General features: G+C 69.9%; 16 protein-coding genes. 9 read left to right on the top strand and 7 right to left on the bottom strand.

All coding sequences use genetic code 11. From position 1 onward, the window contains the following. The first annotated feature begins 3 nt into the window (after positions 1–3). Positions 4–2,517 carry an ABC transporter ATP-binding protein/permease gene (locus ACWCQ1_RS04990; protein WP_358608470.1) on the top strand — a complete coding sequence of 838 codons (2,514 nt, stop codon included), beginning with the start codon at positions 4–6 and terminating at the stop codon, positions 2,515–2,517. Positions 2,518–2,600: 83 nt separating this feature from the next. Here the strand turns inward: ACWCQ1_RS04990 and ACWCQ1_RS04985 are convergent, their stop codons facing one another. The 3 genes from ACWCQ1_RS04985 to ACWCQ1_RS04975 form a co-directional block, all read right to left on the bottom strand. Next, a complete protein-coding gene (locus tag ACWCQ1_RS04985; protein ID WP_133048263.1) occupies positions 2,601–3,356 on the bottom strand; it encodes a transglycosylase SLT domain-containing protein in 756 nt (251 codons plus the stop codon). Positions 3,357–3,656: 300 nt separating this feature from the next. Further along, entirely contained in the window at positions 3,657–4,742 is a 1,086-nt protein-coding gene (locus ACWCQ1_RS04980; protein WP_451025877.1) for an S-adenosylmethionine:tRNA ribosyltransferase-isomerase, read from the bottom strand. Beyond that, a complete protein-coding gene (locus ACWCQ1_RS04975) occupies positions 4,739–5,440 on the bottom strand; it encodes an SDR family NAD(P)-dependent oxidoreductase (RefSeq protein WP_133048265.1) in 702 nt (233 codons plus the stop codon). Before ACWCQ1_RS04975 ends, ACWCQ1_RS04980 begins: the two co-directional genes overlap by 4 nt. 226 nt (positions 5,441–5,666) lie before the next feature. Between ACWCQ1_RS04975 and ACWCQ1_RS04970 the strand changes: the two genes are divergently transcribed. The 4 genes from ACWCQ1_RS04970 (at position 5,667) to ACWCQ1_RS04955 (ending at position 8,288) form a co-directional block, all read left to right on the top strand. Further along, entirely contained in the window at positions 5,667–6,815 is a 1,149-nt protein-coding gene (locus ACWCQ1_RS04970) for a GAF domain-containing sensor histidine kinase (RefSeq protein WP_451025876.1), read from the top strand. Continuing rightward, positions 6,808–7,449 carry a response regulator gene (locus ACWCQ1_RS04965; protein WP_133048267.1) on the top strand — a complete coding sequence of 214 codons (642 nt, stop codon included), beginning with the start codon at positions 6,808–6,810 and terminating at the stop codon, positions 7,447–7,449. The genes ACWCQ1_RS04970 and ACWCQ1_RS04965 overlap by 8 nt, the downstream gene beginning before the upstream one ends. Before the next feature lie 169 nt (positions 7,450–7,618). Then, positions 7,619–7,861 (top strand): chaplin ChpE, encoded by a 243-nt coding sequence (chpE, locus tag ACWCQ1_RS04960; protein ID WP_133048268.1) that lies wholly within the window; start codon positions 7,619–7,621, stop codon positions 7,859–7,861. Between the two features lie 187 nt (positions 7,862–8,048). Beyond that, positions 8,049–8,288, top strand: coding sequence for a chaplin (locus ACWCQ1_RS04955; RefSeq protein WP_358608463.1), 240 nt, complete (start codon positions 8,049–8,051; stop codon positions 8,286–8,288). A 76-nt stretch (positions 8,289–8,364) separates the two neighbouring features. Here the strand turns inward: ACWCQ1_RS04955 and ACWCQ1_RS04950 are convergent, their stop codons facing one another. Next, entirely contained in the window at positions 8,365–9,153 is a 789-nt protein-coding gene (locus tag ACWCQ1_RS04950) for a hypothetical protein (RefSeq protein ID WP_133048270.1), read from the bottom strand. A gap of 138 nt (positions 9,154–9,291) precedes the next feature. Between ACWCQ1_RS04950 and ACWCQ1_RS04945 the strand changes: the two genes are divergently transcribed. From ACWCQ1_RS04945 to ACWCQ1_RS04935, 3 genes are all read left to right on the top strand, one after another. After that, positions 9,292–10,089, top strand: a complete 798-nt coding sequence (locus ACWCQ1_RS04945) for an ABC transporter ATP-binding protein (protein ID WP_133048271.1) — start codon at positions 9,292–9,294, stop codon at positions 10,087–10,089. 76 nt (positions 10,090–10,165) lie between these two features. Continuing rightward, positions 10,166–10,597, top strand: a complete 432-nt coding sequence (locus ACWCQ1_RS04940) for an NfeD family protein (protein ID WP_133048272.1) — start codon at positions 10,166–10,168, stop codon at positions 10,595–10,597. Between the two features lie 131 nt (positions 10,598–10,728). Next, positions 10,729–11,670, top strand: coding sequence for an SPFH domain-containing protein (locus tag ACWCQ1_RS04935; RefSeq protein WP_133048273.1), 942 nt, complete (start codon positions 10,729–10,731; stop codon positions 11,668–11,670). A 111-nt stretch (positions 11,671–11,781) separates the two neighbouring features. Here the strand turns inward: ACWCQ1_RS04935 and ACWCQ1_RS04930 are convergent, their stop codons facing one another. From ACWCQ1_RS04930 to ACWCQ1_RS04920, 3 genes are all read right to left on the bottom strand, one after another. Next, entirely contained in the window at positions 11,782–12,288 is a 507-nt protein-coding gene (locus ACWCQ1_RS04930) for an HNH endonuclease (protein ID WP_451025875.1), read from the bottom strand. A gap of 143 nt (positions 12,289–12,431) precedes the next feature. After that, positions 12,432–12,971 (bottom strand): YbhB/YbcL family Raf kinase inhibitor-like protein, encoded by a 540-nt coding sequence (locus ACWCQ1_RS04925; RefSeq protein ID WP_133048275.1) that lies wholly within the window; start codon positions 12,969–12,971, stop codon positions 12,432–12,434. A gap of 44 nt (positions 12,972–13,015) precedes the next feature. Further along, positions 13,016–13,798, bottom strand: a complete 783-nt coding sequence (locus ACWCQ1_RS04920) for a sporulation protein (RefSeq protein ID WP_133048276.1) — start codon at positions 13,796–13,798, stop codon at positions 13,016–13,018. A 152-nt stretch (positions 13,799–13,950) separates the two neighbouring features. On the opposite strand from ACWCQ1_RS04920, the gene ACWCQ1_RS04915 reads away from it, so the two are divergent. Further along, positions 13,951–14,592 carry a DNA-3-methyladenine glycosylase gene (locus ACWCQ1_RS04915; RefSeq protein WP_133048277.1) on the top strand — a complete coding sequence of 214 codons (642 nt, stop codon included), beginning with the start codon at positions 13,951–13,953 and terminating at the stop codon, positions 14,590–14,592. Positions 14,593–15,034 lie beyond the last annotated feature (442 nt).

Here is a 15,034-nt window from a genome sequence, read left to right as displayed (position 1 = left end):
GGAGTGCCGGAACTCGTACTGGAATCAAATGGACGTACCTGGACGCTCGAGCCGTCCAGGACCTACACCCTCGGACGCGATCCGCAGGGCGACATCGTGCTGGAGGACGCCAGGGTGTCCTGGCGCCACGCCACGATCAGCTGGGGGGGCCGGAGTTGGGTCATCGAGGACCACGGCTCCACCAACGGCACGTTCGTGCAGGGCCAGCGCATCCACCAGATGGAGATCGGGCCCGGCTCGGCGGTCCACCTCGGCAACGCGACCGACGGTCCGCGGCTGAACCTCTCCGGCGCGGCGGCGGCCGTCGCCACACCGCAGGCCCAGCCGCAGCAACAGCCGTTCGCCGCGCAGGGCGCGACCCCGGGCTGGGCGCAGCAGGCACCGCAGCAGCAGGCGCCGCAGCCCGCGTGGGGACAGCCGCAGCAGGCCGCCGCGCACGTCCCGCAGCAGCAGGGCCCCGGCGGTGGCGCGGGGGCGCCGCCGGTCTACGGCGACCGCAGCCCGACCACGTTCCACCAGTTCTCCATCGGCCGCGTGATGCGCATCGGCCGTGCCCTGGAGAACGAGCTGGTCGTCTCCGACCTGCAGGTCTCCCGGCACCACGCCGAGTTCCACTCGATGCCCGACGGCCGCATGGAGATCCGCGACCTCGGCTCGCACAACGGCACCTACGTCAACGGCCAGCCGATCCCCAAGGGCGGCTCCCAACTCCTCGGCCCGGCCGACATCGTCGGCGTCGGCCACTCCACCTTCCGGATCGTCGGCGACCATCTCGAGGAGTTCGTCGACACCGGTGAGGTGTCCTTCTCGGCCCGCCATCTGACCGTCACGGTCGACGGCGGCAAGCAGATCCTGAAGGACGTCTCCTTCGGCGTCCCGGAGAAGTCGCTGATCGCGGTCATCGGCCCGTCGGGCTCCGGCAAGTCGACGCTCCTGAAGGCGCTCACCGGCTACCGGCCCGCCAACCAGGGCGACGTCCTGTACGACAACCGCAACCTGTACAAGCAGTTCGCCGAACTGCGCCAGCGCATCGGTCTGGTCCCGCAGGACGACATCCTGCACAAGGAACTGACCGTCAAGAAGGCCCTCAAGTACGCGGCCAAGCTCCGCTTCCCGGCCGACACCACCGGCGCCGAGCGCGAGGCCCGCATAGACGAGGTGCTGCGCGAGCTGAAGCTCGACATCCACAAGGAGAAGAAGGTCACCTCCCTCTCCGGCGGTCAGCGCAAGCGCGTCTCGGTGGCCCTGGAGCTGCTCACCAAGCCGTCGCTGATCTTCCTGGACGAGCCGACCTCGGGCCTCGACCCGGGCATGGACCGCGACGTCATGCAGCTGCTGCGCGGCCTCGCCGACGACGGCCGCACGGTCCTCGTCGTCACCCACTCCGTCGCCGAGCTGGCGCTGTGCGACAAGCTGCTCGTGATGGCGCCGGGCGGCGCGGTCGCCTACTTCGGCCCGCCCGAGGAGGCGCTGAACTTCTTCGGCTACGACACCTGGGCCGACGTCTTCTCCGCCTTCGAGAACTACCGCGACTACGACTGGGCCGGACGCTGGAAGGGCTCGCAGCACTACCAGATGTACGCCGCGGACATCGACGCGGTCGCACCACAGTCCGTACAGATGCCGCCGATGCAGGCGATGAAGCCGCCGAAGCCGCAGGGCTGGATGAGCCAGTTCGGCACGCTGGTGCGCCGCTATGTGTCGGTCATCGCCTCGGACCGGGGCTTCCTGGCCCTGACGGTGATCCTTCCGCTGGTCCTCGGCGCGGTGAGCCTGCTCATCGACTCCGGCAAGGGCCTGCTGCCCAACCCGATGATCAACCGGGCCACCGGCCAGCCCGTCCCGAACGGCACGGCCACCACGGTCCTGCTGATCCTCGCGGTCGGCGCCTGCTTCGCCGGCGCGGCGAACTCCGTCCGTGAACTGATCAAGGAACGGGTCATCTACGAGCGCGAGCGCGCCACCGGCCTGTCCCGCTCCGCCTACCTGATGTCCAAGGTGTTCGTGCTCGGCGTGGTCACCGTGCTGCAGGGCCTGATGGTCGGCGTCATCGGCTTCGCCGGCCGGGACATCCCGAAGCAGGGCCTGGTCTTCGGCAACGCCACGCTCCTGGAGCTCTGCCTGCCGATCATGGCGCTGGGCTTCACCTCGATGATGTTCGGCCTGATCATCTCGTCGCTGGTGAAGACCTCCGAGAAGACCATGCCGCTGCTGGTCATGTTCGCGATCATCCAGGTCGTCTTCACGGGCTGTCTGTTCGCCCTGAACGGCTCGATCGGCGCCAACCAGGTCTCGTACCTGATGCCGTCCCGGTGGGCGGTCGGCGCGGCGGGTGCCACGCTGGACTTCAACAAGATCAGCCCGCCCGGCAAGGGCAAGAGCAACGACCCGCTGTGGGAGCACACCGTCGCCGCGTGGAGCATGGACATGATCGCGCTGCTCGTCCTGGGCGTGATCTGCGCCTTCTTCGTGGCCCGCTTCCTGCGCCGCCACGAGCCGGAGGTCATGCGCAAGTAGGAAGTATCCGTACGACGCGAAGGGCGGCACCCGTCAGGGGGTGCCGCCCTTCGGCGTTCACGTGGCAGAGGTCCGCGCTGACCTCAGTACGCGCTGTTGACGTTGTCGATCGAGCCGTACCGGTGGGCCGCGTAGTTGGCGGCGGCGGTGATGTTGGCGACCGGGTCGTAGATGTTCCAGGAGGTGCCGGCGACGTGGTACGCGGTGAAGGTCGGCGGGATGACCTGCAGCAGGCCCTTGGACGGGATGCCGTTGATCGCGTTGATGTCCCAGTCGTTGATGGCGTTCGGGTTGCCCGAGGACTCCCGCATGATGTTGCGGTACAGCCCGTTGTAGGAGCCCGGGATGCCCTTGGACTTCATGATGTCCAGGGAGTGCTTGATCCAGCCGTCGAGGTTGTTGCCGTAGGACCGGACGGTGGCCTTCTTGAGGGCGGCGCGCTTGGCGGAGCGGCTCGCGGCCTCCTTGGCCCTGCGCTCGGCGGCGGCCTTCTTCCGGGCCTCGGCCTTCTTCTTGGCGGCGGCCGCGGCGGCGGCCCGCTTCTTCGCGGCGGCGGCGGCGACGGCCTTGGCGTGGGCCTCGGCCTGTGCCTTGGCGGCCTGGGACTTGATGCTGTCGGCGGCGAGCCGGTCGGTGACGCTCGCCTTGACGTCCTTGATCGGCTCATTGCTGTAGGCGACGCGGGAGGCGGTGGCCTCGCTCGTGGTCGTCTCGGCATTGCTGGGCACCGCGGTGAAGGCGATGGCGGCGGCACCGAGGGCGGCGACACCACTGACGGCGATCTTGTGATGGCGGGTCAGCGCACGACTGTGACGGCGAATGTTGATGTTCTTGGGCATGGCAGACGGACCTCTTCGAATAGCGCGGAGGTCGCTCTTCGTCCGGCGGGGGACAGGGGTCCTTCCCGCACGAACGCCGCGGGCTGGAACCCGCGGCGCTGAGCGACGGCAGCCATTCTTAGCGGCCGCAAAATGCGGAGGCAAAGGTGTGACGTACGATCCCGGGTAGTGGATCGCAGATGGGCAAAACAGGACAGACTGGACCGTCTTTGCCGCTCATGAGGTGAGTCTGTATCTCCTACCGACCTTCGTACGTGACCTGCGCCCTATGCGCGGGCTCACACCGTGCCCCCGCCCGTCTCACCAGCAGTTGCTGGAGCAATGCTCTGTGTGAGGATGTTCCTCCGGCAGGATGAGATGGACGTCGCCGAACTCGTGCCACAAATAGCGTCCGCGCAGCGCCTCCTCGTACCCGCGGTCGAGCGCCACCCGCCCCGCGATCGCCTCCAGCATCAGCAGATGCGAGGCCTCCGGCTCGTGCAGCCCGGTCAGCAGCCCGTCCACCACCCGCACCCCGCGCTCCGGGGTCACCACCAGATGGGTCCACCCCTCACGCGCGCGTACGACACCGTCCGGCCCCGCGGCCGACTCCACGGCCCGCACGGCGGTCGTCCCCACGGCGACGACCCGCCCCCGACCGGCCTTCACGGCGTTGATCAGCCGTGCAGAGGCCTCCGGCACCGAGAACCGCTCCGGATACGGCGGCTCGTGCGCCTCCGCCGAGGCCACCCCGGTGTGCAGCGTGATCGGCGCGAACTGCACGCCCCGGCTCACCAGCTCCGCCACCAGCCGCGCCGTGAAGGGCCGCGCCGCACTCGGCATCTCCGCGCTGCCCGTCCCGTCGTCGGACGGCAGCGCGAACACCGTCTGGTAGACGGACAGCGGCTGGTCCCGCTCGGTGTAGGAGTACCGGATGGGCCGCCCGTGCACCCGCAGCATCGCGAGCACCTCCACTCCCGAGGCCCGTCCCCACCACAGACGGTCGCCGCTCGCGCTCAGCGGCTCCTCCAGGACCAGCCGCACACCCCCCGGCAGCCGCACCTCCGTCCCCGCGGGCCCGCCCGCACGCACGCGCGTGGTTCCCCTCCCGTCGGGATCGCGCAGCTCGACCGCCCACCGCCCGTCGTCCCCGCGCGTGGAGAAGTGCACCACCACGCGCGCGTGCCCCACCCGCCCGTCCACGGCGGCGGCCAGCGTGGTCGACGTGTTCACGATGAGCAGATCCCCGGCCCGCAGCAGCCGGGGCAGCTCCCGGAACGCGTGATGCGACACCTGCATCCCCCGCGACACGAGCAGCCGCACGGCGTCCCGGTCGAGCCCGGGCCCACGCTGCTCGACCGGGACACGCGCCGACAGTTCCTCGGGCACGTGCACCGCCAGCGTCATCGTCCCTCCACCAGCAGCGACGGAGCCGCGTACCGCCCGCTCGGCGGCCGCTCGTCCAGCAACCGCAGGAACGCCGGCACCACACCGGCCGGCGCGGGCCGCGGATCGTCGTCGTCCGGTACGGCCGCCGCGTACAGATCCGTCGCCATGTCCCCGGGGTCCACCGCCCACACCCGCAACCCCGGCTCCTCCTCGCCGAGCACCGCCGCCAGCTGGTCCAGCGCCGCCTTGGACGCCCCGTACCCGCCCCAGGTCTCATACGCCTCCGCGGCCGCGTCCGAGCTGACCGCGATCACCGCGCCGGCCTCCGCGGCCCGCAGCAGCGGCAGCGCCTCCTGGACCAGGCCCAGCGCGGCCACCACGTTCACCTCCAGCGCCCGCCGCAGCCCCTCCAGGGGCAGCCCCTCCAGCCGCAGCAGCGGCTCGGCGCCCAGCGCGCTCGCGTTGTTCACCAGCAGATCGACGCCGCCCAGCTTCCACGCCGCCGCCACCAGCTCGGCCCGGTGCCCGGCGTCCGTGACGTCCCCGGGCAGCGCCCGCACGCGCGTGCCGTGCGTCGCCTCCAACCCTGCCGCCGTCTCCCGGAGCACCTCGGCCGTCCTGGCGTCGAGCACCAGATCCCAGCCCCGCGCGGCCAGGGCCTCGGCGAGCGCCCGCCCCAGCCCCTTGGAGGCCCCCGTGATGATCGCTACCGGCATGACTCCACGTCCCCTCGTCGTCGCCGCCGTCCGACGGCCATGCCCTCAACGTAGGAACGGGACCCGCCCGCCGGCCTCGGACGCGGGCACCAAAGCGGCGCGGCCCTTCGCCCTACGTCGCAGGTCCGGGGCCTCGGACCTAGGCCGACCGTCCTAGGCCCAGCGGCCCGGACCAGGCACCACAGGTCCGATCCGCGCTGTCACACCCCGCCGGTACCGTGAGGTCATGAGTCAAGGCCCCCGGACCGGTCTCGCCGCCGTCAGCGACGCGCTGCTGGCCATGAGCAGGCATCTCGAGGTGCGCGACGTCCTCAAGACGATCGTCGCCTCGGCCCGTGAGCTGCTCGGCGCGCAGTACGCCGCGCTCGGCGTCCCCGACGACCACGGCGGCTTCGCCCAGTTCGTCGTCGACGGGGTCAGCGACGACCAGTGGAAGGCCATCGGCCCGCTTCCGCGCCAGCACGGCATCCTCGCCGCGATGCTGCGCGAGGCCAGGCCGGAGCGCCTCGCCGACGTGCGCAAGGATCCCCGCTTCGAGGGCTGGCCGTCCGCCCACCCCGACATGTCCGACTTCCTGGGCCTGCCCATCCGCGATGGCGACGAGGTCATCGGCGCCCTCTTCCTCGCCAACAAGCAGAACTGCCCCAAGCCGGAGGGCGGTTGCGGCTTCACCGAGCAGGACGAGGACCTGCTGGCCATCCTCGCCCAGCACGCCGCGATCGCCCTCACCAACGCCCGCCTGTACGAGCGCAGCCGCGAACTGACCATCGCCGAGGAACGCTCCCGCCTCGCGCACGAACTGCACGACGCCGTCAGCCAGAAGCTGTTCTCCCTGCGCCTGACCGCTCAGGCCGCCGCCGCCCTGGTCGACCGCGACCCCGCCCGCGCCAAGGGCGAACTGCAGCAGGTGGCCGCGCTCGCCGCCGAGGCCGCCGACGAACTGCGTGCGGCCGTCGTCGAGTTGCGCCCCGCCGGCCTCGACGAGGACGGCCTCGTCGCCACCCTGCGCACCCACGTTCAGGTCCTCGACCGCGCCCACACCGCACGCGTCACCTTCGACAGCCACGGTGTGCGCGCGCTGCCCTCCGCCCAGGAGGAGGCCGTCCTGCGCGTCGCCCAGGAGGCCCTGCACAACGCCCTCAGACACTCCGCCGCACAGGAAGTACGCGTGACGCTGGCCCGCCACGGCACCGGGACGCTGCTGCGGGTCACCGACGACGGCAGCGGCTTCGACCCCAAGGCCGTCCGCCGGGCCGGACGCCACCTCGGTCTGGTGTCCATGCGCGACCGCGCGAGCGGGGTCGGCGGCACGCTGACCGTGGAATCGGCGCCCGGCAAGGGCACCACGATCGAGATGGAGGTCCTCGGTGGCTGACGCAATCAGGGTGCTGCTCGTCGACGACCACCAGGTGGTCCGGCGCGGCCTGCGCACGTTCCTGGAGGTGCAGGACGACATCGAGGTCGTGGGCGAGGCCGCCGACGGCGCCGAGGGGGTCGCCCGCGCCGAGGAGTTGAGGCCCGACGTCGTCCTCATGGACGTCAAGATGCCGGGCATGGACGGCGTGGACGCGCTGCGCAGACTGCGCGAACTGGACAACCCCGCGCGCGTGCTGATCGTCACCAGCTTCACCGAACAGCGCACGGTGGTCCCCGCCCTGCGCGCCGGAGCCGCCGGGTACGTCTACAAGGACGTGGACCCCGACGCGCTCGCCGGCGCCATCCGCTCCGTGCACGCCGGGCACATCCTGCTCCAACCCGAGGTCGCGGGCGCCCTGCTGTCCCAGGAGGAGGCCAACTCCGGCCAAGGCAGGGCGGGTTCGCTCACCGAGCGGGAGCGGGAGGTGCTCGGCCTGATAGCGGACGGCCGCTCCAACCGGGAGATCGCCCGCGCCCTCGTCCTGTCCGAGAAGACGGTCAAGACCCATGTCTCGAACATCCTGATGAAGCTCGACCTCGCGGACCGCACCCAGGCCGCCCTGTGGGCCGTACGCCACGGCGTGGCGGGCTGAAACCCCCTGCGCAGGGCCTCACGGACGGCAATACGGAGAGTTCCGCTCCGGACTGAGATTCATACCGTCGTGGGAATGTCCCCCGGATGGCGCAACCTCCGGTGATCTCCGCCGTTCCTCCAGTGCGTGCTGCGGCGACTGCCGCGGCGATCGCTAGGAGGGCTCAGAAGTGAAGAACCTGAAGAAGGCAGCGGCCGTGACGATGGTGGCCGGCGGTCTGATCGCCGCCGGTGCCGGGATGGCCTCCGCCACCGACGCGCACGCCGACGGCCAGGCCGTGGGCTCCCCGGGCGTCGTCTCGGGCAACCTCGTCCAGGCCCCGGTGCACATCCCCGTGAACGCGGTGGGCAACAGCGTGAACGTCATCGGCGCGCTGAACCCCGCCTTCGGCAACCTCGGCCTCAACCGCTGACCTCCGCCGACAGCGGTCGGTGATCTCCGGCCTCCCGGGTGCTCCCGGGAGGCCGGTCAGCTTTTCCTCCGACTGATCCGAACGGGCAGTCGGCGTCCACCGCCCGTACCGCCCCCGTTCCCACCCTCGTTGATCAGCGCACGACCCCCGGCCGGGTCGTCACGCACTCGCAGGAGGAACACTTCCCATGAACATCGCCAAGAAGGCCGCCGTGGCCCTCACCGTCGCCGGTATCGCCGCCGGCGCCTCCGCCGGTGCCGCGGTCGCCAGCTCGGACGCCGACGGCGCGGCCGTGAAGTCCCCGGGCGTCGGCTCGGGCAACCTCGTCCAGGTCCCCGTCCACGTCCCCGTCAACGTGGTCGGCAACAGCGTGAACGCCATCGGCCTGCTCAACCCGGCGTTCGGCAACAAGGCCGCGAACAGCTGACGCCGGACCGCCCGACGAAGGGCCCCTCGAGTCCACGGCGACTCGAGGGGCCCTTGTGCGCACCGGCCGGGGACGCTCACCGCATCCCGCGCTCCCGCTCCTCCACATACGCGTTGTAGGCCGCGACCTGCGCCCGCCGAGCCGTCCGCTCAACAGGCCGCAGCGCCTCGGCCCGAGCCCCCATCTCCGCCGAACTCACCGCGCCCCCGTGCCCGTTCTCCCGGGCGAGGGACACCAGCAGACCCACCCGCTGCGCCAGCTCCAGCACCCGCACCGCCCGCGGCGGATACCCCGGCGCCAGCACCTCCCGGCCCCGCTCGGCCCGCGCCCGGTAGGCGTCGATCGCCGCCTCCGCAGCCGGCCCCGACCCGGCCACGTCCAGCCGCGACAACACCTCCGTCGCCTCGCGCAGCGCCTCCGCCAGCTCCCGCTCCGCCTCGCCGAGCGAGGGCACGTCCGCGGGCGGGGCCTCCCGCACCGGCAGACAGTGCCAGACCACCTCGACATGCACATCACCCTCGGGGCCGGCCTCGTACACCTCCGGCACCAGACCCAGCGCACCGCCGTGGCAGACCACCGCCTCCTCGGCCTCGATGGCCCGCGCGTTGAACTCCGGCGGACCGCTCAGCCCCAGCGGATGCCCCGGCGCGGGCAGCGCCACCCTGAGACCGGTCACCCCGAGCGCCCGCAGCCGGCCCAGCCCGAGCGTGAGCCCGACCGGCCCCGACTCGCCGGGCAGCCCCTCCATCCGGTGCACGGCGTCCTCCCCGACGATCGCGAGCACCGCGTCGTCCGGCGAGACAAGTCCGGCCAAAAGGGCGTTTCCCCAAGCCGCAAGGCGTCCTGAACGTGGTTCCGAGAGCATGCGTCCACCCTAAGGACCGGACCGATGGAATGGACCGGCCGACCGGTGGCGTAGATTTCTTCGAGGGCGGCGCCCACAGGCGCCTGCGACCGCCGAGACGCCGAGACCGGTCACACTGCAAGGGGAGACAACGCGCTCATGAGCGATGTTCTGGAGCTGGAGGACGTATCCGTGGTCCGCGAGGGCCGGGCTCTGGTGGAGGAGGTCTCCTGGTCGGTCAAGGAGGGCGAGCGCTGGGTCATCCTCGGCCCCAACGGCGCCGGCAAGACCACCCTCCTGAACGTCGCCTCCAGCTACCTCTACCCCAGCAAGGGCACCGCCACCATCCTCGGCGAGACCCTCGGCAGGCCCGGCACCGACGTCTTCGAACTGCGCCCCCGCATCGGCGTCGCCGGCATCGCCCTGGCCGACAAGCTCCCCAAGCGCCAGACCGTCCTGCAGACCGTCCTGACCGCCGCCTACGGCATGACCGCCGGCTGGCAGGAGGAGTACGAGGACGTCGACGAGCAGCGCGCCCGCGCCTTCCTCGACCGCCTCGGCATGAGCGACTACCTCGACCGGAAGTTCGGCACCCTCTCCGAGGGCGAGCGCAAGCGCACCCTCATCGCGCGCGCCCTCATGACCGACCCCGAGCTGCTCCTGCTCGACGAGCCCGCCGCCGGCCTCGACCTCGGCGGCCGCGAGGACCTCGTACGCCGTCTCGGCCGTCTCGCCCGCGACCCGATCGCCCCCTCGATGCTGATGGTCACCCACCACGTGGAGGAGATCGCCCCCGGCTTCACCCACGTCCTGATGATCCGCCAGGGCAAGGTCCTCACCGCCGGCCCCCTGGAGCTCGAACTCACCTCCCGCAACCTCTCCCTCTGCTTCGGCCTCCCGCTCGTCGTGGAACAGGTCGGCGACCGCTGGACGGCTCGCGGCCTCCCGCTGTCCTGACTCCTCGGCAACAACCGGGGGGTTACGGACTTTTGCGCCCTGTCCGGGAACGGACCGCCGGTCCTACCATGACCATGTGAACGACATCGACGCCTGGGTCTGGTGGCTGGTCGGCGCGGCCGCGCTCGGAATCCCGCTCGTGGTAACGGCAATGCCGGAGTTCGGCATGCTCGCGGTGGGAGCCGTCGCCGCCGCAGTCTTCGCCGGACTCGGCTTCGGCGCCGTGGCCCAGGTGCTCACCTTCGTCGTCGTCTCGGTCGCTCTGATCGCCGTCGTCCGGCCCATCGCCGTCCGGCACAGCAGACAGCGTCCCCAACTCGCCACAGGCGTCGACGCGTTGAAGGGCAAACAAGCCGTCGTCCTCGAACGGGTCGACGGCTCAGGTGGCCGGATCAAGCTCGCTGGCGAAGTCTGGTCGGCCCGCTCCCTCGACACCGAACGCGCCTACGACGTAGGCCAGGAAGTGGACGTTGTGGAGATCGAGGGGGCGACCGCGATCGTCATCTGACCTCGTACGACTCAACTGAACCGAACGGTACCCGAGTTGCACGACGGTCTGTCAGACTCGACCAGCAAGATCTTCAACAAGCATAAGATCTTCCGAGAGCGCCGAGGCGGAGAAGGGTACGGGGAACGACGATGGAACCGGTCATCATCGTCCTGATCATTCTGGTGGTGTTGGTCTTCATCGCCCTGATCAGGACCATCCAAGTCATCCCACAGGCCAGCGCCGCCATCGTGGAGCGCTTCGGCCGCTACACGCGGACGCTGAACGCCGGCCTCAACATCGTCGTCCCGTTCATCGACACCATCCGCAACCGCATCGACTTGCGCGAACAGGTCGTACCGTTCCCGCCGCAGCCGGTGATCACCCAGGACAACCTGGTCGTCAACATCGACACGGTCATCTACTACCAGGTGACGGACGCCCGCGCGGCCACCTACGAAGTCGCCAGCTACATCCAGGCCATCGAGCAGCTCACGGTCACCACCCTCCGCAACATCATCGGTGGCATGGACCTGGAGCGGACCCTGACCTCCCGCGAGGAGATCAACGCGGCCCTGCGCGGCGTCCTCGACGAGGCCACCGGCAAGTGGGGCATCCGCGTCAACCGCGTCGAACTGAAGGCGATCGAGCCGCCGACCTCCATCCAGGACTCGATGGAGAAGCAGATGCGCGCCGACCGTGACAAGCGCGCAGCGATCCTCACCGCCGAAGGTACGCGCCAGGCCGCCATCCTCACCGCGGAGGGCGAGAAGCAGTCCCAGATCCTGCGTGCCGAGGGTGAGGCCAAGGCCGCCGCCCTGCGTGCCGAGGGCGAGGCCCAGGCCGTCCGCACGGTCTTCGAGGCCATCCACGCCGGCGACCCCGACCAGAAGCTCCTCAGCTACCAGTACCTGCAGATGCTGCCCAAGATCGCCGAAGGCGACGCCAACAAGCTCTGGATCGTCCCCAGCGAGATCGGCGACGCCCTCAAGGGCCTGTCCGGCGCGATGGGCAACTTCGGCGTGGGCGGCGGCTCGAACGGCGGCGGCTCAGAGAAGGCCACGGAACGCCGCGAGAACCCCTCCATAGACTGAGGGCCCGTACAAACCAACGTTCCCCGCACCCCCTCAGGGGCGCGGGGAACGGCACGCCAAGCCACACACAGCCGGCAGCCGCAGAACTACCGCAACCCGGCAGTCGCTCCGCTACGCGGCGTCCATGGCCAACCAATCAGGCAGCGCCTCGAACTCCTCGGCGCCAAGAGCCAGCAGCATCGCGTCACGCGGCGTGGGCTCGAACGGCTGCCTGAGCAGCGGCATCCCCGCCTGCTCCGGAGTCCGGTCCGCCTTGCGGTGGTTGTCCTCCGCGCACGAGGCCACCGTGTTCAGCCAGGAGTCCGCACCACCCTGCGCCCGCGGCACCACATGGTCCACGGTCGTGGCCCGGCGACCGCAGTACGCGCACCTGTGCCGGTCCCTGACCAGCACACCCCGCCTGGACCACGGAGCTTGTCTTCGGAACGGCACCCGTACGTACCTGCAGAGTCTGATCACCCGGGGCACGGGTATGTCCACATCGGCGCCCCGCATGCGCAGTTCGGGGTGGGCCTGCTCGACGACGGCCTTGTCCTGCAGCACCAGGACAACGGCTCGGTTCAGCGTCACCGTCGACAGCGGCTCGAAGCTCGCGTTCAAGACCAGCGTGTCCCGCATCCAGCCCACCTCCTCTGTGCACCGGCCCACCCCCTGGCGGGCTGGATCAACTCTGGCCGGGCACGCCGAGATGGACAACGCAATAAAAACTGCCCGCCCCTGATCAATTCCAAGACCAGGGGCGGGCAAACGTTCCATGAACGTCAGTCTTCGGCGGGCACCTCGTACTCACCGATCAGCTGGGCACGCGCGATGGCGTGGAACCGCAGATTGAAGCCGACGACCGCCGGCGTGACATCCGCGTCCGGTCCGAGCTTCTCCTGGTCCACCGCGTACACCGTGAACACGTACCGGTGCGGCCCGTCACCGGCGGGCGGAGCCGCGCCCCCGAAGTCCTTGGACCCATAGTCGTTGCGAACCTGGATCGCGCCCTCGGGCAGTCCCTCGAACTTGCCGCTGCCCGCACCCGCCGGCAGCTCCGTCACCGAGGCCGGGATGTCGAACACGACCCAGTGCCAGAACCCGCTGCCCGTCGGGGCGTCCGGGTCGTAGCAGGTCACGGCGAAGCTCTTGGTCTCGGCGGGGAAGCCCTCCCACCGCAGCTGCGGCGAGGTGTTGCCGGCCGCGTAGACCTGAGCATCCTTGAGCGTGGCGCCCTCCTGGACGTCCTCACTCGTCACCGTGAACGACGGCACGGGCGGGTGGAAGTCGTGGGGGAGCGGCCGCCGCTTGAGCTCGGTCACCTCGGTACCTCCTGATCGAATGACGTGAATCAGCGGTTCCGAGCCTAGAACCAGTTGCGCTTGCTGCCGACCTCGGACAGCCACTGGTTGAGATAAGCCGCCCAGTCGGTCCCGTGGAAGTCGTGCAGACCCACCTGGAAGGACCGGTAGGTGTCGCTGCCCTCGCTGAACAGCCCCGGCTTCTTGTCCATCTCCAGCACGACGTCCATCGCGTGCTCGTCGGCCACGAAGCTCAACTCGACCTGGTTCAGTCCGCGGTACTGGGACGGCGGGTGGAACTCGATCTCCTGGTAGAACGGCAGCCGCTGCCGGGTTCCCCGGATGTGACCGCGCTCCATGTCCGCGTTCTTGAAGCGGAAGCCCAGCTGGATGAAGGCGTCCAGGATCGCCTTCTGTGCCGGCAGCGGGTGCACGTTGATCGGGTCCAGGTCACCGGAGTCGATCGCACGCGCGATCGCCAGCTCCGTCGTCACCCCGATGTGCATCCCGCGCAGCGACTGCCCGTCGATCATCGTGATCGGCGTCTCCCACGGGATCTCCAGCCCGAACGGCACCGCGTGCACGGCCCCGGCCTGCAGCTCGAAGGCCCCACCGAGCCGCACCTTGGTGAACTCGATGTTCTGCTTGTACTCCTCGTCGCCGCTCTCCACCTCGACCTTGGCCTGCAGTCCGACGGACAGCCCCTCGATGTCCTGGTTCACGGACCCGCCCTGGATCCGCACCTCCCCCTGGACCACGCCACCGGGAACGACGTTGACCTCGGTCAGCACCGTCTCCACCGAAGCCCCGCCGGCCCCCAGACTCGCGAGCAGCTTCTTGAACGCCATGTCTCTCCCTCTGCGTGTACGTGCCGTACGTCCGGACCCTTGATCCCTGTAAACGCGATCCGGCCACGACCGGTTCCGCCCCACACCCTGGCAAGAAGGGGAAACCTTGACCACCCCTTGGCATCCGGCCGCCTGGACTACGCTCGGACGCCATGATCGCGCCCCCGGACCGTACGCCACTCCCCAGGGAGTTCTTCGACCGCCCCGTCCTGGACGTCGCCCCCGACCTCCTCGGCCGCATCCTCGTGCGCACCACACCCGACGGTCCGATAGCCCTGCGCCTCACGGAGGTGGAGGCGTACGACGGCCCGAACGACCCCGGCTCCCACGCCTATCGCGGCCGCACGCCCCGCAATGACGTGATGTTCGGTCCCCCCGGTCATGTGTACGTCTACTTCACCTACGGCATGTGGTTCTGCATGAACCTCGTCTGCGGCCCCGAGGGCCGGGCGAGCGCGGTCCTGCTCCGCGCCGGCGAGGTGATCGAGGGCGCCGAACTCGCACGCAAACGTCGACTCTCGGCCCGCAACGACAAGGAACTGGCCAAAGGCCCGGCCCGCCTGGCCACGGCCCTGGGGGTGGACCGAAGCCTCGACGGTACGGACGCGTGCGCCGCCGGCGACACCCCCTTGCGCATGCTCACGGGCACCCCGATCGCCTCCGACCAGGTACTCAGCGGTCCCCGCACCGGAGTGGCCGGCGAAGGAGGCGTCCACCCCTGGCGCTACTGGGTTGCCAACGACCCGACGGTGAGCCCTTATCGAGCTCATACGCCGAGGCGCCGCCGAAGTTGACGCTGCCCCGGAAGGTGCGTAATGTAGCCCGAGCCGCTTGAACCGGGTACGGCGATCCGCCAGCAGCCGGAAGCGGCCAAACCACTACCTACGATCACCCCTCAGCGGGGTCGAATTCGTCATGTCCGCATGTCTGAATTCGAACTCGCGGAACTCGATTATGAGCTCTCCGGGGAATCGGCTAACGTAGTGAATGTCGAAAGGCCCCGCCGACAGGGAATCAGGCCCGAAAGGATCTGATAGAGTCGGAACCGCCGGAAAGGAAACCGCGAAACAAAAGCGGGAACCTGGAAAGCACCGAGGAAATCGGATCGGAAAAGGATCTGATAGAGTCGGAAACGCAAGACCGAAGGGAAGCGCCCGGAGGAAAGCCCGGAAGGGTGAGTACGAAGGAAGCGTCCGTTCCTTGAGAACTCAACAGCGTGCCAAAAATCAACGCCAG

The sequence above is a fragment of the Streptomyces sp. NPDC002144 genome (assembly GCF_053593695.1).
This window is presented reverse-complemented; position numbering and strand designations above follow the sequence as displayed.

Bases quoted from the DNA above. Each gene is read 5' to 3' on its own strand.
- ACWCQ1_RS04970 (WP_451025876.1), top strand. From the start codon at position 5,667: ATGAGTCAAGGCCCCCGGACCGGTCTCGCCGCCGTCAGCGACGCGCTG.
- ACWCQ1_RS04935 (WP_133048273.1), top strand. From the start codon at position 10,729: ATGGAACCGGTCATCATCGTCCTGATCATTCTGGTGGTGTTGGTCTTC.
- ACWCQ1_RS04945 (WP_133048271.1), top strand. From the start codon at position 9,292: ATGAGCGATGTTCTGGAGCTGGAGGACGTATCCGTGGTCCGCGAGGGC.
- ACWCQ1_RS04975 (WP_133048265.1), bottom strand. From the start codon at position 5,440: ATGCCGGTAGCGATCATCACGGGGGCCTCCAAGGGGCTGGGGCGGGCG.
- ACWCQ1_RS04955 (WP_358608463.1), top strand. From the start codon at position 8,049: ATGAACATCGCCAAGAAGGCCGCCGTGGCCCTCACCGTCGCCGGTATC.
- ACWCQ1_RS04950 (WP_133048270.1), bottom strand. From the start codon at position 9,153: ATGCTCTCGGAACCACGTTCAGGACGCCTTGCGGCTTGGGGAAACGCC.
- ACWCQ1_RS04930 (WP_451025875.1), bottom strand. From the start codon at position 12,288: ATGCGGGACACGCTGGTCTTGAACGCGAGCTTCGAGCCGCTGTCGACG.
- ACWCQ1_RS04915 (WP_133048277.1), top strand. From the start codon at position 13,951: ATGATCGCGCCCCCGGACCGTACGCCACTCCCCAGGGAGTTCTTCGAC.
- ACWCQ1_RS04920 (WP_133048276.1), bottom strand. From the start codon at position 13,798: ATGGCGTTCAAGAAGCTGCTCGCGAGTCTGGGGGCCGGCGGGGCTTCG.
- ACWCQ1_RS04985 (WP_133048263.1), bottom strand. From the start codon at position 3,356: ATGCCCAAGAACATCAACATTCGCCGTCACAGTCGTGCGCTGACCCGC.
- ACWCQ1_RS04980 (WP_451025877.1), bottom strand. From the start codon at position 4,742: ATGACGCTGGCGGTGCACGTGCCCGAGGAACTGTCGGCGCGTGTCCCG.